Raw genomic sequence first — 18,184 nt, forward strand, 5'->3', positions numbered from 1 at the left:
CCGGTCCGCCACAATGGAGTGATGAACACGACGTCCCGGCCGGCCGGGAACGGCGAGCTGAGGGCGGACTGCGGGAACTGCTTCGGGCTGTGCTGTGTGGCCCTGCCCTTCACCCGGTCCGCGGACTTCGCGCTGGACAAGGACGCCGGTACCCCCTGCCCCAACCTCGCCGCCGACTTCCGCTGCGGCATCCACACCCGGCTGCGGCCGAGCGGCTTCACCGGCTGCACGGTCTATGACTGCTTCGGCGCCGGGCAGAAGGTCTCCCTGTCGACCTTCGGCGGCAAGGACTGGCGGTCGGCCCCCGACACGGCCGCACAGATGTTCGCGGTGTTCCCCGTCGTCCGTCAGCTCCACGAGCTGCTCTGGTACCTGAACGAGGCGCTCGGCCTGGAGCCGGCCCGCTCCCTGCACGGCGAGATCCGGGGCCTGCTGGCGGAGACCGAGGCGCTCACCGAGCTGGGACCCGACGCCCTCGGGGAACTGGACGTGGCGGCACACCGGCAGCGGGTCAACGTGGTCCTGCTGCGCACCAGCGAGCTGGTACGGGCCGGAGCGGGCCGCCGGAAGAAGGACCGCAGGGGAGCGGACCTGATGGGCGCCCGGCTCAGGGGTGCGGACCTGCGGGGAGCGAGCCTGCGCGGCGCGTATCTCATCGCCGCCGACCTCGGCTGCGCCGATCTGCGCCTCGCCGACCTGATCGGGGCGGACCTGCGGGACGCGGACCTGTCGGGGGCGGACCTGACCGGCAGCTTCTTCGTCACCCAGCCGCAGCTGAACGCGGCCCGGGGCGACGCCACCACCAGGCTGCCGGGAACGCTGGACCGCCCCGCGCACTGGTCCTGAGACCAGGGGAACACGCGGGGCGGTGCGGGTCGCAGGGCCGTACCGGCGGTTGCCGGACGGTACAGGGGTCAGCCGTTCGCGAGGGCCACGACCCGGTCGAAGTCCCCGTTGAACCGGTCGTGGTCGCCCACGGTCGGTCCGGACGAGGTGTACTGCCACATGGTGTGGGTGCCCCAGCCGGCGGGGAGGGTGCCCGGGGTGGTGTTGTAGCGCGCGATCCACAGCGGATTGCTCGCGCCGAAGCCGGCGTAGTTGCCGGTGCACTGGGTCCACCAGGTGGTGGCGGTGTAGATCACCGCGTCCCGGCCGGTCAGGACCCTGTAGCGGTTCAGGAAGTCCCCGATCCAGGTCACCATGCCTGCCGGGGACTTGCCGTAGCAGGCGTCGCCGTAGGGATTCCACTCGATGTCCAGCGCGCCGGGGAGGGTGCGGCCGTCCTGCGACCACCCGCCTCCGTTGCTGACGAAGTAGTCGGCCTGGGCGGCACCGGTCGTCTTGTCGGGCGTGGCGAAGTGGTACGTGCCGCGGATCATCCCGATGTCATACGAACCGCCGTACTGCTGGGTGAAGTAGGGGTTCCGGTAGTAGGTGCCCTCGGTGGCCTTGACGTAGGCCCACTTCACACCGCTGCTCCACAGCGTCGGCCAGTCGACGTTGCCCTGGTGGCTGGAGACGTCGACGCCTTCCGACTGTGCGGCGCGGCTGCTGCGCGGCAGTCCTCCCTGGCCGTCGTGCTCGATGACGCCCATGCCCAGGTAGGCGGAGCCCCGAGGGGGGACGTCGTCGGCGCCGGCGGTGCCGGGGAAGGTGAAGAGGAGGGAAAGGACAGCGAGGAGTGCGCCGGACACTGCGATGAGGGAGCGGCGGGATCTCCTCGCGGGGCGGAGGGGAACGGTCGTTCCGGATCTTTGCACGGGCACCAGCGTGCCTCCGAAGACCTCGGTGGGGGGACCCGAGGACGAGCCGGCAAGGGCCCGGCTCAGCCCTACGGTGTGGACATGCCATGCGGAAAGCTACGCACGTAGACCGGCCCGGAGGATGAGGGGTGGGGAGCTGCCATCGGTCTACGCCTGCGAAATACTGACGGAGCGGCGAACGTGTGAATCGCTGAGAGAAAAATCCGGGATCAGGAAGCGCGCGAGGGGTGCTGACGTGCACAAAAGCGGTACGAGCGGGGAAGCGGGCCCGCAGGCCGGAAACGGCGTGGACCACGAATTCCTGTCTCTGGAGCGGGAGTTGGCGGTCTTTCTGCGCCGGGCGCGGGCGTCCTCCGGCGAGATGGCCCGCGAGGTCCACCCCGAACTGGAGCCCGCTGCCTACGGTCTGCTCGTCCGGCTCGACGAGACGGGGCCGCAGCGCGCGACCGATCTCGCGGTGTACTTCGGCGTCGGCAAGGCGACCATGAGCCGGCAGTTGCACGCGCTGGAGGAGCTCGGGCTGGTGACCCGCGAGCCCGATCCCGCCGACGGCCGCGCGTCACTCGTCCGGCTCACCGAAGAAGGTCTCGCGCGGTTCCGCCGAGTGAGGGACGCCCGCCGGGACCGCTACGTCCGCAAGCTCGCGGGCTGGGACCGCGGCGAGATCGCGGAGCTGGCGAGGCTGCTCCATCAGCTGAACGCGCGGGCGGAGAGCTAGATTTCGTCCTCGGCCGCTCGGCCGATGGGATGACCGGCCGGCGCCGAACGGGTGGCCGGTCCCCGCTGCCGGAGGACGGCCCGGGCCTGTCGCCCGCGGCCGCCGAACGGGTGGCGGGGGCCGTGATGCCTGCCGGCGCCGAACGGGTGGCCTGCCGCTGCTCCTTGCCGCGGCCGAACGGGTGGCCTGCCGGGGCTGCCTGAAGCGGCCGAACGGGTGGCGGGCCCAGGCTGCCTGAGCGGACGAACAGTGGCGGCCCCCGCTCGCCGTCCGGCGTCCCGACCCGGGCGTATCGGCCCGGCGGCCCGGCCCCGCCGTATCGGACCGGCGTCCCGGCCCCGCCGTATCGGACCGGCGCCCCGACCCGGGCGCATCGGACCGGCGGCCCCGACCCCGGCGCATCGGACCCTCGGCCCGCCCCCGCTCAGAACTCGGCGAAAACCACCGCCGCGTCGTCGTGCAGCTTCCAGCGGATCACTTCCGTAAGCTCCTCCGCCGCCGCCTCGATGGTCCGGACCCGGTCGATCAGGCCCTGCGGCCCCTCCTTGCGCAGCAGCGCCACGCACTCGGTCCAGCTCCCCTCGGCGAACATGTCGACCCACCGGGAGGCGCCGTCCGTCAGCGCGGCCACCGCGCGGACCTCGGACCGGGGCGTCCGGCCGGTCACCGCGCGGGCGGCCACGGCCGGGTCGGCCGCGGCGGTGAAGAACCCGCCCTCCGCATTGCGCAGGAGGTCGGCCGTGGCGTGCGTCCGCAGCTGTTCCCGCGGCAGCCGGTCGATGCGGTCGTCCAGCACGGCCCGCACCTGGCCGTCGGGCGACTCCAGCAGCAGTGCCGAGTCGGAGAGCACCAGATGCTCGACGTCGTCCTGCGGGCCGCCCCAGCGCACCATCACCACGGTGGCCTGCGGTGTGCGCACGTGAGAAAGGTCACAGGTGTCGCGGTGGGCGTCGGCGGTGCGCCGGATTGCCGCCGCGAGCGCATCGGCCAGTGTCATATCCCGGAGCGAACCGGACAGTTCGATCAGCGCACCGCCGAGCCGTGCGGTGAACCAGGGCACCCCGTGCACACATCCGAAGCCCGACACCGGCGGGGTCACACCGTCCAGCACCACCAGCGTTCCCCCCTGGCCCGAGGCAGGAAGGGCGACCGACGCCCAGTCCTCGTTGGGGCGTTCGGGCGAGCCGGGTGCGGTCGCGAGTTCGATACGCATGATCCCCAGTCTGCACGACTCGTTCACCATGCCTGCACCACTGCCGAAATGCCCCGTACCGGCAGGTCAGGGCATGTTCCTCGATGACGGGCGGCCCGGCGGCGAAGCTGCGGGCGCGCATCCTGCCAAAGCCCGGCCGGAAGATCCAGCCGACCGCCCGGAGAGGGGTGATCCGGCGACCGGCGCGAGTTGTTTGCCAACTCCCGATTGCTGTTCACTCGTTCAGGTGGCGGAGCGGCCGATGCGCGCATCCCTCCCAGGAGCACTGCAATGGTCTGAAGCCGTGCAGGGGGCGGGAACTCGCGTGTGACCGGTCGTCATCTCTGCTGCAAGGGCGGACAAGTCAAGCAGGATTGCGAGCACCGGTGCAGAAGAAGCGGCCTCAGGCCCCCCTGGTCCCTGAGACGTTCCCGGCGCAGGAGACCTCGCCGGACCCTGTCGCGCGCGGCCGCACGAAGCGGGTGCGCAACCGGCTGGTCGCGGGCGTCGCCGTCGTCGGCCTCGTCGTCATCGCCGCGGGCACGCCCGGCATCCTGAACGCCTCCGCCGAACTGACCGAGTCCCAGCGCCTCGTCACCCTCGCCGGCCTCAACCGCGAGGCCGTCACCCTCGCCCACTCGCTCGCCGACGAGCGCGACGAGGTCACCTCGTACATCGCGGCCGGACGCGAGGCCCAGAAGGGCGAGGAGAAGGACCGGCGGGTCGTCTCCGACAGCACGAGCGCCCGCGTCGACCGGCAGATCGACGAGATCGGCAGCCTCATCTCCGGCGACCACGCCGGACTGCGGCGTGAACTGGCCGCCGTGCCCTCCGTGCGCCGCACCGCCCTGACGGGCAAGGGCACCGCCACCGAGGCCCACCGCGCGTACTCCGCGGTCATCGCCCATCTGCACGCGGTCGCCGACGAACTCACCGAGAAGACCCCGCCGCGCGCCTGGGGGGCATCCCGGACCGCGTCCGGCGGCGACACCCGCGCGCCCGCCGAACTCGGGCTCGCGGTCGAGCAGGCGTCCGCCACCCGCGGGCTGCTGCTCGCCGCGCTCGCCGTGCCGGGCAAGGGCACCACCGAGACCATCGACCCGATCACCGGGCTGCCCGTCCAGGAGGAGGAGGCCGACGCGCCGGGCGACGCCCTGCGCAACGGCCTCAGCGGCGCGGCCCAGCAGGCCCGCGTACGCGAACTCGCCGCGCTCGCCGACTTCGACCAGGCCGCCGGCAAGGGCGCCCGCGATTCGCTGGCGGCCACCGTCACCGGACCCGAGATCAAGACCGCCGAGGGCTATCTCGCCCGGCTGACGGACCAGCCGGTGCTCTCCAAGGGAGAGCGCAAGTCCGACCACGAGAAGGTCGAGGCCTCGCTGACCGCCCGCATCGAGCAGATGCGCAGCGTCGAGTCCTCCCTCGCCTCCGGCCGGATCACCAGCTTCGAGAAGCTGCGGGACGACGATGTCACCGCCCTGGAACTCCAGATCGCCCTCGTCGGCGGTCTGCTGATCCTCGCCATCGGCGTCTCCTCGGCCGTCGCGCGCACCCTCACCCGGCCGCTCGCCGTCCTGCGCATCGGCGCGGCCCGCCTCGCGGCGGCCCCCGAGGTGGAGGAGCCCGTACGCTTCACCGGCCGCAACGACGAGTTCGCCCAGGTCGTACGGTCCCTCAACACCCTGCACGGCAAGCTGAGCGACCTCTCCCTGCGCGCCGAGCGGCTGGAGGGCGACCGCGGCGACCTGGCCGGTGCACGCGACGAACTGGCCGCCGAACTCGCCACCGGCCGCGCCGAACTGCAGCAGCGCACCGAGGAGCTGACCGCCGAACTCACCCGGCTGCGCGCGACGATCGACCACACCTTCGTCAACCTCTCGCTGCGCACCCTCGGCCTCGTGGAGCGTCAGCTCGGCGTGATCGAGAAGCTGGAGGACCGCGAGCAGGACCCGGAGCGGCTCGCCACCCTCTTCAAGCTCGACCACATGGCCACCGTGATGCGCCGGCACAGCGAGAACCTCCTGGTCCTCGCCGGCGCCGAACACGGCCACGCGAACCCCGGCCCCGTGCCCCTCGTCGACGTGCTGCGCGCGGCCGTGAGCGAGATCGAGCGGTACGAGCGGGTGGTCATCCAGTCGCTGCCGCCGCACGCCCAGGTCGCCGGCTTCGCCGCCGACGACCTCAGCCATCTGGTCGCCGAACTGCTGGAGAACGCCACCTCCTTCTCCCCGCCGGACGCGCAGGTCGAGCTCTCGGGCTGGCTGCTGGAGAGCGGCGAGGTGATGCTCTCCGTGCAGGACAGCGGCATAGGGATGACCGGTGGCCGGCTCGCCGAACTCAACGCGCGGCTGGACGACCCCGAGGGGTTCGAGACCCGTCCGGGCAAGGACGGCGACGGCCTCGGGCTGCGGGTCGCCGGTCTGCTGGCCGCACGCCACGGCGTACGGGTCCAGCTGCGGGAGCAGAAGCAGGGCGGCATCACCGCGGTCGTCGTGCTGTCCAGGGGGCTGCTGCCCAAGGAGCCGCCGGCCGAGCAGCACACCGCGAGGACGGCGGGCGCCACGCCCGCGGTCCAGCAGCCGGGTTCGGTCGCCGAGGCCAACTCCAACGCCCTGCCCAGCAGTCCGCGACAGCTCGCCCACGACGCCGACCCGCTGGTGGCGGCCGCGGAGGCCTCCGTCCGGGCGGCCGAGGCGGAGGCGGAGACGCACGAGCGCACGCCCGACGGGGAGCCGGAGACCGCCGGGACGGACCAGGCGACGTTCGAGATGCGCCTGCCGGAGACGGCGGAGCCCGCGGCGCAGGCACCGTCCCCGGTTCCCGCCCAGGCTCCTGCCGAGACCCAGGACCGGACCCAGGCGCGGCCCGCCGAGCCCGAGGCCCGGCCGCGGCCGGAGCCCGCCGGTGACCGGCCCGCGCCCGTCTGGGACCGCGTCACCGACAAGGGCCTGCCCAAGCGGACGCCCAAGGTCGTCCAGCCCGCCACCACGCCCGGCGAGCGCACCGGCAGCGTCGATGCCGACGCCCTGCGCCGCAGGCTCGGCGGCTTCCAGCAGGCGGCCGAGGAGGGCCGCCGCGATGCGCAGGCGGAGATCGAGCGCACCGCACCACGGACAACAACAGAAGATGCGGGGGACACAGTCGAGGAGGCACGCAGTTGACTGCGACCGGGACGTTCGGCCTGAGCAGTGAAGCCCGCAATCTGCACTGGTTGCTGGGCAATCTCGTGGAAGAGGTGCCGGGCGTGCGCTCGGTCGCCGTCGTCTCGTCGGACGGACTGCTGCTCCTGTCCTCCGACCCGGCACAGAACGCCGCCTCCGCCGCGGCCCCCCGCCGGGAGGGTCCGCGGGGCTCCAGCGCCGACCTCGCCACCATCGTGTCGGGCATCGGCAGCCTCACCATCGGCGCCGCCCGGCTGATGGACGGCGGCGGTGTGAAACAGACCATGGTCGCCATGGAGGAGGCCAGCGTCTTCGTCATGTCGATCAGCGACGGCTCGCTGCTCGGCGTCCAGGCCGACGCCGACTCCGACATGTCCGTCGTCGCCTACCACATGGGCATGTTCGTCGGCCGCGCCGGACACGTCCTCACCCCCGAACTCCGCAGCGAACTGCGCCAGTCGTTGGAGGGCTCCCAGTGACGTCCGCCCGCAAACTTCCGGTGCGCGGCGAGAACCGCCGCCCCGCCCGCGTACGCCCGTACTCCCTCACCGGAGGCCGCACCCGCTTCGGCCATGTGCTGCTCGTCGAGACCTTCGTCGCGGCGCTGGAGGCCCCCGCCGAACGCAGACAGCTGCCCCAGGGCGCCCTGTCCTCGCGCGTCATGCCCGAGCTCCAGGCCATCGTCGAGCTGTGCCGCCGTATGCGTACCGTCGCCGAGATCTCGGCGATCCTCAAGATGCCACTGGGCGTTGTCCGGGTCCTTCTCAGTGACCTCGCCGACCAGGGAAAGATCCGTGTGTACGGCACCGGGCACGGGCCCGGACGGCCCGAACGCGCACTGCTCGAAAGGGTGCTGAGTGGACTCCGCCGCCTCTGACACGCTGCCCTCCCCGACCGCTCCGACCGTCCCGGAGCCGGCGACCGGTCCGCCGCCGGCCGCCGACGAGGGCCTCAAGGCCTGGCAGCTCGACCACACCCGTGCCCCCACCGCCACCAAGGTCGTGGTCGCGGGCGGCTTCGGCGCGGGCAAGACGACCTTCGTCGGCGCGGTCTCCGAGATCACACCTCTGCAGACCGAGGCGCTGATGACGGCGGCGAGCGAGGAGACCGACGACCTCACCTCGACGCCCGACAAGACGACCACCACCGTCGCCATGGACTTCGGCCGGATCACGCTGGACGACGACCTCGTCCTGTACGTGTTCGGGACACCCGGCCAGCAGCGCTTCTGGTTCATGTGGGACGACCTGGTGCGCGGTGCGATCGGGGCGATCGTCCTCGCCGACACCCGAAGGCTCCAGGACTGCTTCCCGGCGCTCGACTACTTCGAGAGCAGCGGCCTGCCGTACATCGTGGCCGTCAACCACTTCGAGGGTTCCGAGCTGTTCGAGGCCGAGGACGTGCGGGAGGCCCTGACGGTCCCCGCGCACGTGCCGGTTGTGATCATGGATGCACGCAGCCGGATCACCGTGATCGAATCGCTGCTCGCGCTGGTCGCCCACGCGCTCGAAGCAACCCCCGAACAGTCCTGACAGACGAAAGAGACTCCCCGATGCGGAAGATACTCATAGTCGGAGCCGGCCAGTCCGGTCTCCAGCTCGCCCTCGGCCTGCAGTCGCAGGGCTACGAGGTCACCCTGATGTCCAACCGCACGGCCGACGAGATCCGCTCCGGCCGGGTCATGTCGACGCAGTGCATGTTCCACACCGCGCTCCAGCACGAGCGTGATCTGGGCATCAACTTCTGGGAGTCCCAGGCCCCGCGCATCGAGGGCCTCGGCGTCTCCGTCGCGGGACCCGAGTCCCAGCGGGTGATCGACTGGGTGGGCAAGCTGGACGGCATCGCCCAGTCCGTCGACCAGCGGGTGAAGATGGCCGGCTGGATGGAGACGTTCGCCCAGCGCGGCGGACAGCTCGTCATCCACGGTGCGGCCGTCTCCGACCTGGACTTCTTCTCGCGCACCTACGACCTGGTGCTGGTCTCGGCGGGCAAGGGCGAACTGGTCTCGATGTTCGGCCGGGACGCCTCCCGCTCCCCGTACGACGCCCCGCAGCGGGCGCTCGCCGTCGCCTATGTGCACGGCCTCGGCCCGCGCCCCGAGCACCCCGACTTCGACGCGGTGCGCTGCAACCTGATCCCCGGCGTCGGCGAGCTCTTCGTGATGCCGACCTTCACCACCAGCGGTCGGGCGGACATCCTCTTCTGGGAGGGCATCCCCGGCGGCCCGCTCGACGCCTTCCAGGGCGTCAAGGACCCGGCCGAGCACCTCTCCCTGACGCTCGAACTCATGGAGAAGTTCACGCCGTGGGAGTACGCGCGGGCCACGAAGGTCGAACTGACCGACGCGGGCGGCACGCTCTCCGGCCGGTACGCCCCGACCGTGCGCAATCCGATCGGCCGGCTGCCCGGGGGCGGCCTGGTCCTCGGTGTCGCGGACGTGGTCGTCGCCAACGACCCGATCACCGGCCAGGGCTCGAACTCGGCGTCCAAGTGCGCGGCCGCGTACCTCTCCTCGATCGTCGAGCACGGCGACAAGCCGTTCGACGAGGCCTGGATGCAGTCCGCCTTCGACCGCTACTGGGACACGGCCCAGCACGTCACCAAGTGGACGAACGCCATGCTCGGCGTCCCGCCGGAGCACGTGCTCAACCTGATCGGCGCCGCGGGGCAGATGCAACCCGTGGCCGACCGGTTCGCCAACGGCTTCAACAACCCGGCGGACTTCGAGAACTTCTTCTTCGACCCCGCGCTCACCGAGGCCTATCTGGCCGAGGTCGCCGGGGCCTCCGGGGCTCCCGCCGCCGAGTAGCCGGTGTCCGGCCCCGCCGTGGCGCCCTCCGGGAGCCGCGGCGGGGTGTACTCCTCCAGCGGGCTGCCCTTCGGGTCGGGCCGCACCGCGCCGAGCAACGGGTTCGCCGCGATGGGGGAGACCTTCACCGTGGCCCCGGGACGCGGCGCCTGGACCACCATGCCGTCGCCCAGATACAGGGCCACATGGGTGGCCCCGGGGAAGTAGATCACCAGATCACCCGGGCGCAGCGAGCGCAGCGGGACCTTGGGGAGTTCCTCCCACTGGTCCTGGCTGGTACGCGGAATGGTGCGTCCCGCCGCCGCCCAGGCCTCGGAGGTCAGCCCCGAGCAGTCGTACGAAGCGGGACCCTCCGCGCCCCACAGATACGGCTTGCCGATCTGCTCCACCGCGTACCGCAGCGCCTTGCCGCCCTCCTCGGTCGGCATCCGCTTCCCGCCGAGGACCCCGGAGTCGAGGATCTTCTTCTGCGCCTCGGCGGTGTCCGACTCCTCCAGCGCGGTCAGTGCGGCGACCTCCTCGGGGGAGAGCGAGGCGAGCATCTCCTCGACGGCCTTCAGCCGGACGGCCGCCGTGTCGCGGGCCCGCTTCTGCCGGGCGGCGAGCGTCTGCTCCTTGTCGAGCGCCGCGCGGGAGGCCGCCGCGAGCGCGGACGCGCGCCGGGCGCCCCTCTCCAGCCGGTCGGTGGTCGCCAGCCGGTCGGCGGCCGCGCGTTCCATCAGATGGTCCTCGTCCAGGGCGTGCTGGGGGTCGCGGGCGAGGAGGAGCCGGACGTAGGCGGAGAGTTCGGAGCGGCCCTGGTACTGCTCGCGGGCGAGGCGCCCGGCGTCGCCGCGGCTGTCGGCGAGGGCGTTGCGGGCCGTGGCGAGCTCACGGCCGAGGGCGGCGGTCCGGGCCTGCTGGGCCCTGAGCTGCTCCTCGGTGGCGTTGTACGCCTCGCCGGCCTCCTCGGCCTGGAGGTACAGCGTCCGGAGCCGGGTGAGCATCTGGGGGACGGTGGCGGGCCGGGCAGCCGCGCTCCCGGAGGTGCCGGCCGCCTCGTCGCTGCCGGACTCCGGTCCGCCGGTCTCCTCCACCGGCTCCTCGCCGGTCCCGTCCTCCTGACCGGTGACGGCGTCGGCCGCGTGCCCACCCGGCGGTTCCGGTACGGGCTCCGCCGCGGCCGGTACCGCCGCGATCACCGTCGCCGCGGCCAGGGCCGCCGTACAGACCGTGCGCAGCAACCTGCCTGACACTTCATCACCTCCGGCTGCGGGGTGGGCATTCCGCCCCACAGCCGATCGTGCGAGCGCACAAGCCGGAGCGCGCCGCGAGTGGTCGATTCAGCGCAATACCGTCATCCGTCGAGGGGGAGTGCGCGCGTCCTACGGCGTGTCGGACCGGCGGCCGGGCTTCGACCAGGGCCACTTCAGTTCACGGCGTTCCTTGCCGCCCGGTGCGTACTCGTACTTCCAGCCCCGCTGGAGACCGAGCCGCTTGGTGTAGCCGGAAGGGACACGCCGGTACGTGTGCACCGTCGGCGGGGCGCCGTCGTCGTCCGGCACGGGGACCTCGTACCACTTCGGCGGATGTCCGGTCGGTCCCACCAGGATCGGCAGTACCCGACCGTCCAGCGGCCCGCCCACGAAGGGGGTGTTCTCACTTCTCACCCGGTCAGTGTCTCCCGGACCTCCGGCCCGTCCGTCACCGGGCGCGCCACGGCGCGGCCCGCACCCGTGGGAGCGCGGCCGGGGCCCCGTCCGGCGGACACGGAGCACTGTTTCGGCCGGATCCCCGTACCTGACTCATTGACAGGCCAAATCCCCCGCGGCTACTTTCGGCCCAGGCCGAAACAGCCGGGCTCCCGTCGCTTCCCTTCTCAGCAGGCCTTCCGGAGGCCCCCATGAAGACAGGCTTCACGCGCGCCACCGCTCCTCTCGCTCTGTTCATGCTCGCCGCCTCTCTCTCCGCGTGCGGGGGCGGCGGCTCGGGCTCCGACTCGGACGGCGTCACCGTCTGGATGTACCCGGTGATCGCCGACCCCAAGGCCAACGCGGCCTACTGGGACGGAATCGAGAAGGCCTTCGAGAAATCGGCACCGGGCACCGAGCTCACCGTCGAGCAGCAGCCGTGGGACAACCGCGACCAGAAGATCGCCACCGCGTTCGGCGGCGGCAAGGGCCCGGACGTCGTCCTGCTCACACCGGACCAGATCCCGCAGTTCTCCGCCGGCGGCGCCATCACGCCCGTGGACGCGGCGCTGAAGAACAGCACCGACAAGTTCCTGCCCGCGACCCTGGCCGCGATGAAGCAGGACGGGAAGATCTACGGCGCGCCGATCTACCAGACCGTCACCACCACGGTCTACAACAAGAAACTGCTCGCCTCGGCGGGTATCGCCACCCCGCCCGGCACCTGGGACGAGATCAAGGCGGCCGCCCCCAAGCTCAAGCAGAAGGGCGTCGCCATACTGGACTACTCGGCGAGCCCCGAGGCCTCGCTGAACCTGAACTTCTACCCGCTGCTGTGGCAGGCCGGCGGCACCGTGTTCGACGAGTCCGGCAAGAAGGCGGCGTTCAACAGCGCCGCCGGTGTCGAGGCGCTCACCTTCCTCACCGACCTGTGGAAGGCCGGCTCGGTCCCCAAATCCGCGATGACGAACACCAACCTCCTCGCCGACCACGCGCTCGGCAAGCAGGAGGCGGCCATGGGCTTCTCCGTCGTGCTCGCCGACGCCGAACTGGCCGCCAAGACCTGGGGAGCGGACAACGTCGTCGTGGGCGCCCCGCTCAAGGGCCCCGCCAAGGAGATCGCCTTCGGCATCCCCGGTGCCCTGAGCGTCAACGCCAAGTCGAAGAATGTGGACGGTGCGCAGAAGTTCCTGGAGTTCATGACCCAGCCGGAGCAGATCCAGTCGCTCGGCAAGGCCAGCGGCTACTTCTCGCCCCGTACGGACGTCAGCGTGCCGAACACCTCGCCGTACGCGAAGCAGTACCAGGCGGCGCTCGCGGCGGTCTCGCCCGGTGAGCCCAACCCCGCGGCCCGCCAGCTGATGGGTCTGCTCGCACCGGAGATCCAGGCGGCGCTGACCGGGAAGAAGAGCCCCAAGGAAGCGCTGGACGACGCGGCGAAGGCGGCCGACGACCTGCTGGCACGGCAGCGTTGAGCGAGGCGGCCACGGGCAAGGCCCTCCCGCGCACCACCGAAGCGCACGAGAGCGTCGCGCCCCGGCCCGGACGGCGTCAGGGGCGGCGGCGCGAGGCTCTCGTGGGCTTCGCGTTCATCGCCCCGATGCTGGTGCTGTTCATCGTCTTCCGGTTCGGGCCGACGATCGGCGCCGCCTTCCTCTCGCTCACCGACTACCGGCTCAGCGGCGAGTGGGAGTTCATCGGCGCCCGGAACTACACCCGGCTGTTCGGCGACGCCCTGTTCTGGGAGAGCCTCGGCGTCACCGCGATCTACACCGCGGTCTACGTCCCGATGACGGTGCTCCTCGCCCTCGGCACGGCCGTGCTGCTGCACCGCACGGTCTGGATGCGGGGCTTCTTCCGCGGGGTGTTCTTCCTGCCGTACGTCACCAGCATCGTGCTGGCCGCCGTCATCTGGAAGTGGATCTACGAGGTCGACGACGGCCTGCTGAACGCCGCGCTCGGCGCAATCTCACTGGGACCCGTGGACTTCCTCGGCGACGATAACCTCGTCCTGCCCTCCATCGCCGCCACGGCGGCCTGGAAGGGCTTCGGTTACACCATGCTGATCCTGCTGGCCGGGCTCCAGTCCATCCCCCGTGAGGTGACCGAGGCGGCCACCGTCGACGGCGCGAGCGCCTGGCAGCGCTTCCGCTGGGTGACGCTGCCGATGCTGCGGCCGGTGCTGTTCTTCGTCCTCGTCATCGAGGCGATCCAGGCCTTCCAGGTCTTCGACGCGATGTACGTGATGACCGGCGGCGGCCCCGTCCGCGCCAGCTACTCGCTCGTCTACTTTCTCTACGACTCGGGCTTCAAGTACTTCGACTTCGGCTACGCCAGCGCGGTCGGCCTGATGCTCTTCGTCGTGGTCCTGGTCTTCTCGCTCATCCAGCGCCGGCTCATCGGCAGAGAGGTGGACTGATGGGCCGCCTGAGACTGCCCGTGCTGCTGGTCCTGGTCGCCTTCGTCACCATGGCGCCCTTCGCGGTCATGGTGCTCGTCGCGTTCGCCCCGCCGGAGGGCTCGACGCTGCCCGGGGCCCTGGACATCACCCGCGCCACCTGGCAGAACTTCACCGACGTCCTGGAGGGTGCCGACGTCACCCAGTGGGCGGTGAACTCGCTGATCTACTCACTCGTGTCGGTCGTGCTCATCCTGCTGTTCTCGTCGATGGCCGGGTACGCCTTCGCCAAGAAGCGCTTCCCCGGCCGCGAGGTGCTGTTCTGGGCGTTCCTGGCCACCCTGATGGTGCCGTTCCAGGCGACGCTGATCCCGTACTACATCCTGGTGTCGAAGATGGGCGGGGTGGACACCTACTGGGGACTGATCGTGCCGACGCTCGCGAACTCCCAGGCGGTGTTCCTGATGCGGCAGTTCATGTACCAGCTGCCCGACGAGCTGTTCGAGGCCGCGAAGATCGACGGGGCGTCGGAGTGGCGCATCTACACCACCATCGTGATCCCGCTGATCCGGCCGATCCTCGCCACCCTCGGTGTCTTCGTCTTCCTGTGGCACTGGAACGACTTCCTCTGGCCTCTCGTCATCGGCCAGTCCTCGGACATGCGCACCCTCACGGTGGGGCTCGCCACGCTCGCCGGCCAGGACGTCACCATCAACCAGATCATGGCCGGAGCGACGATCACGGTGATCCCCTGTCTGCTCGTCTTCGGGCTGCTCCAGCGCTATCTGACGGACTCGATCGCCACCTCCGGCCTCAAGTCGTGACCGTCATCGACATCAACCGGATGCTCGGTCCGCTGCCGTACGACGAGGTGGCGAGCCGGGAACCGGAGGGACTGGCCGCGGAGCTCGACCGTCTGCACATCGACAGCGCTTGTGTGGTGCACACGCACGCCGTGTACGGCGACCCCCGGGACGGCAACGCTTCTCTTTCGGCGGTGAAGGGGCCGCGACTGCGGCCGGTGCCCGTGCTGATCCCCGGCCCGCTCGGCACCGGGGACGTTCCCGCCGGGCGGCTGGTGCGGCTGTGCCCCGGCGAACACCGCTGGTCCCTCACCGGCGAGCACTCCCTCGTGCTCGCGGCGGAACTGGCGGGCAGGCGCGCCACCGTCCTGCTCGCCTGGGAGACGGTGAGCGCCGCCGAGGTGCGGCGGTTCGCCGACGCGTGCCCGACCCTGCGGATCGTCCTCACCGGCACCGGCTACCGCAGCCTGCGGGAGCTCGCCGAACTCATGGACGTCCACGAGGAGCTGTCCGTGGACACCTCCACCCTCGCCGGGCACCTTCAGGTCGAATGGTTCGCCGCGCGCTACGGCGCCCGGCGCGTCCTCTTCGGCACGGGCGCCCCGGTCACCGACGACGCCGGACCGCGCTACCAACTGGACACCCTGGACCTGCCGAAGACCGACACGGCCCTCATCGCCGGCGGCAACGCCCTGCGGCTGCTGGGCGAGCACCCGTGAGCGTGATCGACGCGCACGGCCACCTCGGCCGGTGGCCCGCGTTCGCCGTCACTGACGGCTCCGCGCGGAGCCTGCTGGCCGTGATGGACCGCTGCGGCGTCACCACCGCCTGTGTCTCGCACCTCCTCGCGGTGGGCCCCGACGCCCGTGCCGGCAACGCCCTCCTGCTCGCGGAACTCGCCCGCCACCCCGGCCGCCTGCTCGGCTACGCCGTCTTCAACCCGCACGACCCCGAAGCCCCCGAGCGGCTGCGGGACCTGCTCGAAGCCCCCGGCGTCATCGGCGTCAAGCTCCACCCCGAGGTCCACGAACTCCCGCTCGACCACGCCGCGTACGCGCCTGCCTTCGAGATCGCCGCCGGGCGCGGGCGCATCGTCCTCGCGCACAGTCAGTACCGCTCCGCCTGGTCCGACCCTGCCCGGTTCGCGGCCGTCGCACCCCGCTACCCGGAACTGCCCCTGCTGATGGGCCACTCGGGCCTGTGGACCGACGGCTTCGCGCCCGCCGCCGAAGCGGCCGCCCGCTGCCCGAGCATCGTCCTGGAGACCTGCGGCTCCCGGATGACCGCACGCCATCTCGTCCGGCTGGTCGCCGAGGCGGGCGCCGAACGCATCGCCTTCGGCTCCGACGCCGTCTTCCTCGATCTGCGCGTAGGACTCGGGCGCGTACTGCTCGCCGGCCTCGCGGCCGCCGACCGGCAGCAGATCCTGCACGGCACGATGAACCGGCTGCTCCAGGGGCTGCGATGACACCCGTACGCACCGAGGGCTGGCCGCAGTGGCCACCGCCGGCCACCGACGAGCAGCGCGAACGGCTGATGCGGGTCCTCGACGGCGGCCGCTGGGGAGCGACCGCGGGCCACGGCGACGACTCCCTGGTGGCGCGGTTCGCGGCGGATTTCGCCGCCGGTGTCGGCGCCGCCCACGGGGTCTGCACGGTGAACGGGACCGTGGCGCTCTTCCTCGCGCTGCGGGCCCTCGGCGTACGGCCCGGGGACGAAGTGATCGTGCCCGCCTACACGTTCGTGGCCACGGCCACAGCCGTCGTCCTCGCCGGGGCGGCGCCCGTCGTCGCCGATGTCACCGACACCCTGCACCTCGATCCGTCGTCCCTGGCAGGGCTGGCCGGCCCGCGGACCAGGGCCGTCGTGCCGGTGCACCTGGCCGGCGCACCCGCGGACACCGAGGCGCTGAGGGCCGCCGCCGAGCACCACGGTCTCGCCGTGGTGGAGGACGCGGCCCAGGCCCACGGCGCCCGTCGGCACGGACGCCCCGCGGGGACGCTCGGCGACGCGGCCTGCTTCAGCTTTCAGTCAAGCAAGGCGATGACCGCGGGGGAGGGCGGCATCGTCGTCACCGACGACCGCCGGGTGTACGAACGCCTCTGGGCGCTGCACAACGTCGGACGCCGTGCCGACGACGGTTGGTACGAACACCCGGAGCTGGGCTGGAACCTGCGGATGACGGAGTTCCAGGCGGCCGTCCTCGGCCCCCAGCTCCCGCTGCTGGAGGGCCAGATCGACCATCGCGAGGCCCGGGCGGCCACGCTCGCCCGGGCGCTGGACGACGTCGAAGGACTCTCGCCCCTGCCCGAGCCCGCCGGGACGACGCGGCACACCCGGCACCTGGCCCTGCTGCGCTACGAGGCGGCCGCGTTCGGCGGCCACCCCAAGGCGGTCTTCCTGGCCGCGATGAACGCCGAGGGAGTGCCGCTGGACACCGGGTACCGCTCCCTCACCCGGGAGCCCTCCCTGACCCCCTACGCCGTGCGGACCCGTCCCTGCCCGGTCGCCGAGGCGGCCGAGGACTCGGTGGTCTGGGTGCGTCAGCCGATGCTGATGGCGGACGACGCGGCCATGGCGGACATCGCACAGGCCGCGCTGGTGGTCCAGCACGCCTTCAGACGACGGCCGCTCAGGCATTGAGCCGGGTGTGCACCGAGGCGCTCAGGCGTTGAGCCGCGGGAGCACCTCGGTGCCGAACGCCTCGATCGCGCCCAGCGCGTCCTTCTGCGGCATCCCCGGCGGCTGGATGCGCAGCACCACCCCGTCCGCGCCCATCTCGCCGTACGCCCCCAGCCGCTGCACGCACTGCTCCACCGAGCCGATCACCGAACGGGCCTCGATGTCGTCCCACTGCTGGGCGTAGCGCGCCGCGTCCGCCGAGGTGCGCTTCCAGTCGCCGTACGCGTCGTACAGCTCCCGCAGCGGCGCCTCGAGAGCCCCGCGGGCCTGCTGCGAGGTGGCCGCGGCGAAACCCTCGCGGCAGACGATGACCTCGGAGCCCAGGCTCGCCGCACCGCGCGGGTACGAGCGGTACTCCGCGATCTTCTCGGGCAGTTCGGAGTCCAGTTCGTTGAAGGACGTCGTCCAGCCGTCGCACATCCGGGCCGTGCGCTCCAGAACCGCCGAGACCCGACCGCCGTTCCAGATCCGCGGGCGCGGCGACTGCACCGGCCGCGGGGACAGGAACGCCTTGTCGAGCGAGGTCCAGCGGCCTTCGTGGCTGACCTCGTCCTCGGTCCACAGCCGGGTCACCAGTTCCAGGCTCTCCTCGAACCGGGAGACACGCTCGCCCGGCCGGGTGCCGTACAGCGCGAACTCCTCCGGCCGGTAGCCGAGGACGAATCCGGCCGTGAGCCGCCCGCCCGAGAGCACGTCGATGTGCGCCAGCGTCTCGGCGAGCCACACGGGCTGGTAGACGGGCGCGATGAGCCCCGCGGTGGCGAGCCCGATCCGCTCGGTGTGCGCGGCGAGATACGCCAGTGAGGTGACGGCCTCGTGGTATCCGGGCCGGTGCAGATGGCGCTCGCCGAGCACCACCCAGTCGAAACCCGCCTGCTCGGCCAGCCGGACCTGCTCCACCGCATCGGCGAGCCGGGGCCGGTCCGCCTGGTCCGCGTAGAGATTGACGTACAGACCGAGACGCATGGGGCGCTGGGACATTCTGGCT

Annotated in this window: 18 protein-coding genes; 13 read left to right on the forward strand and 5 right to left on the reverse strand. The window is 71.9% G+C overall.

Annotated elements, in window-relative coordinates; translation table 11 throughout:
• The first annotated feature begins 21 nt into the window (after positions 1-21).
• Complete coding sequence (locus OHA05_RS24530; RefSeq protein ID WP_328861725.1) at positions 22-846, forward strand: pentapeptide repeat-containing protein; 825 nt, start codon at positions 22-24, stop codon at positions 844-846.
• A gap of 68 nt (positions 847-914) precedes the next feature.
• Here OHA05_RS24530 and OHA05_RS24535 read toward each other — a convergent pair whose 3' ends face one another.
• Positions 915-1,766: a lysozyme gene (locus OHA05_RS24535; RefSeq protein WP_313944151.1), complete on the reverse strand. Its 852-nt coding sequence runs from the start codon at positions 1,764-1,766 to the stop codon at positions 915-917.
• A gap of 232 nt (positions 1,767-1,998) precedes the next feature.
• On the opposite strand from OHA05_RS24535, the gene OHA05_RS24540 reads away from it, so the two are divergent.
• Entirely contained in the window at positions 1,999-2,481 is a 483-nt protein-coding gene (locus OHA05_RS24540) for a MarR family winged helix-turn-helix transcriptional regulator (protein WP_313944150.1), read from the forward strand.
• A gap of 424 nt (positions 2,482-2,905) precedes the next feature.
• On the opposite strand, the gene OHA05_RS24545 is transcribed toward OHA05_RS24540, so the two are convergent.
• On the reverse strand, positions 2,906-3,694 hold the full coding sequence (locus OHA05_RS24545) for a protein phosphatase 2C domain-containing protein (protein WP_328861726.1): 789 nt from the start codon (positions 3,692-3,694) through the stop codon (positions 2,906-2,908).
• A gap of 365 nt (positions 3,695-4,059) precedes the next feature.
• Between OHA05_RS24545 and OHA05_RS24550 the strand changes: the two genes are divergently transcribed.
• Genes OHA05_RS24550 through OHA05_RS24570 form a run of 5 tightly spaced genes read left to right on the forward strand, consistent with a single transcriptional unit; the run spans position 4,060 to position 9,643 of the window.
• The gene (locus OHA05_RS24550; RefSeq protein WP_443043757.1) at positions 4,060-6,834 is read left to right on the forward strand and encodes a nitrate- and nitrite sensing domain-containing protein; all 2,775 of its coding nucleotides are present in this window, start codon (positions 4,060-4,062) and stop codon (positions 6,832-6,834) included.
• Positions 6,831-7,313, forward strand: a complete 483-nt coding sequence (locus tag OHA05_RS24555; RefSeq protein WP_313944148.1) for a roadblock/LC7 domain-containing protein — start codon at positions 6,831-6,833, stop codon at positions 7,311-7,313. The genes OHA05_RS24550 and OHA05_RS24555 overlap by 4 nt, the downstream gene beginning before the upstream one ends.
• Positions 7,310-7,711, forward strand: coding sequence for a DUF742 domain-containing protein (locus OHA05_RS24560; protein ID WP_313944147.1), 402 nt, complete (start codon positions 7,310-7,312; stop codon positions 7,709-7,711). The genes OHA05_RS24555 and OHA05_RS24560 overlap by 4 nt, the downstream gene beginning before the upstream one ends.
• Positions 7,692-8,366: a GTP-binding protein gene (locus OHA05_RS24565; RefSeq protein WP_413777730.1), complete on the forward strand. Its 675-nt coding sequence runs from the start codon at positions 7,692-7,694 to the stop codon at positions 8,364-8,366. Before OHA05_RS24560 ends, OHA05_RS24565 begins: the two co-directional genes overlap by 20 nt.
• A gap of 20 nt (positions 8,367-8,386) precedes the next feature.
• Positions 8,387-9,643, forward strand: a complete 1,257-nt coding sequence (locus OHA05_RS24570) for a styrene monooxygenase/indole monooxygenase family protein (RefSeq protein WP_328861727.1) — start codon at positions 8,387-8,389, stop codon at positions 9,641-9,643.
• On the opposite strand, the gene OHA05_RS24575 is transcribed toward OHA05_RS24570, so the two are convergent.
• Together OHA05_RS24575 and OHA05_RS24580 are read right to left on the reverse strand one after the other, a co-directional pair.
• The gene (locus OHA05_RS24575) at positions 9,595-10,878 is read right to left on the reverse strand and encodes a C40 family peptidase (RefSeq protein WP_328861728.1); all 1,284 of its coding nucleotides are present in this window, start codon (positions 10,876-10,878) and stop codon (positions 9,595-9,597) included. The two genes, OHA05_RS24570 and OHA05_RS24575, sit on opposite strands and share 49 nt — an antisense overlap.
• 129 nt (positions 10,879-11,007) lie before the next feature.
• Positions 11,008-11,292, reverse strand: coding sequence for a hypothetical protein (locus OHA05_RS24580; RefSeq protein WP_313944144.1), 285 nt, complete (start codon positions 11,290-11,292; stop codon positions 11,008-11,010).
• Positions 11,293-11,525: 233 nt separating this feature from the next.
• Here OHA05_RS24580 and OHA05_RS24585 point away from each other — a divergent pair, with 233 nt between their 5' ends.
• Genes OHA05_RS24585 through OHA05_RS24610 form a run of 6 tightly spaced genes read left to right on the forward strand, consistent with a single transcriptional unit; the run spans position 11,526 to position 17,157 of the window.
• Positions 11,526-12,788: an ABC transporter substrate-binding protein gene (locus OHA05_RS24585; protein ID WP_313944143.1), complete on the forward strand. Its 1,263-nt coding sequence runs from the start codon at positions 11,526-11,528 to the stop codon at positions 12,786-12,788.
• Positions 12,785-13,732 (forward strand): carbohydrate ABC transporter permease, encoded by a 948-nt coding sequence (locus OHA05_RS24590; RefSeq protein ID WP_413777729.1) that lies wholly within the window; start codon positions 12,785-12,787, stop codon positions 13,730-13,732. Before OHA05_RS24585 ends, OHA05_RS24590 begins: the two co-directional genes overlap by 4 nt.
• On the forward strand, positions 13,732-14,535 hold the full coding sequence (locus OHA05_RS24595; RefSeq protein WP_313944142.1) for a carbohydrate ABC transporter permease: 804 nt from the start codon (positions 13,732-13,734) through the stop codon (positions 14,533-14,535). Before OHA05_RS24590 ends, OHA05_RS24595 begins: the two co-directional genes overlap by 1 nt.
• Positions 14,532-15,233 carry an amidohydrolase family protein gene (locus tag OHA05_RS24600; RefSeq protein ID WP_313944141.1) on the forward strand — a complete coding sequence of 234 codons (702 nt, stop codon included), beginning with the start codon at positions 14,532-14,534 and terminating at the stop codon, positions 15,231-15,233. The genes OHA05_RS24595 and OHA05_RS24600 overlap by 4 nt, the downstream gene beginning before the upstream one ends.
• Positions 15,230-15,982 (forward strand): amidohydrolase family protein, encoded by a 753-nt coding sequence (locus OHA05_RS24605; protein WP_313944140.1) that lies wholly within the window; start codon positions 15,230-15,232, stop codon positions 15,980-15,982. The genes OHA05_RS24600 and OHA05_RS24605 overlap by 4 nt, the downstream gene beginning before the upstream one ends.
• Positions 15,979-17,157, forward strand: a complete 1,179-nt coding sequence (locus OHA05_RS24610; protein ID WP_313944139.1) for a DegT/DnrJ/EryC1/StrS family aminotransferase — start codon at positions 15,979-15,981, stop codon at positions 17,155-17,157. The genes OHA05_RS24605 and OHA05_RS24610 overlap by 4 nt, the downstream gene beginning before the upstream one ends.
• Positions 17,158-17,178: 21 nt before the next feature.
• On the opposite strand, the gene OHA05_RS24615 is transcribed toward OHA05_RS24610, so the two are convergent.
• On the reverse strand, positions 17,179-18,177 hold the full coding sequence (locus OHA05_RS24615; RefSeq protein ID WP_313944138.1) for an LLM class flavin-dependent oxidoreductase: 999 nt from the start codon (positions 18,175-18,177) through the stop codon (positions 17,179-17,181).
• Positions 18,178-18,184: the final 7 nt, after the last annotated feature.

The sequence above is a fragment of the Streptomyces sp. NBC_00306 genome (assembly GCF_036169555.1).
Classification (GTDB): Bacteria; Actinomycetota; Actinomycetes; order Streptomycetales; family Streptomycetaceae; genus Streptomyces; species Streptomyces achmelvichensis.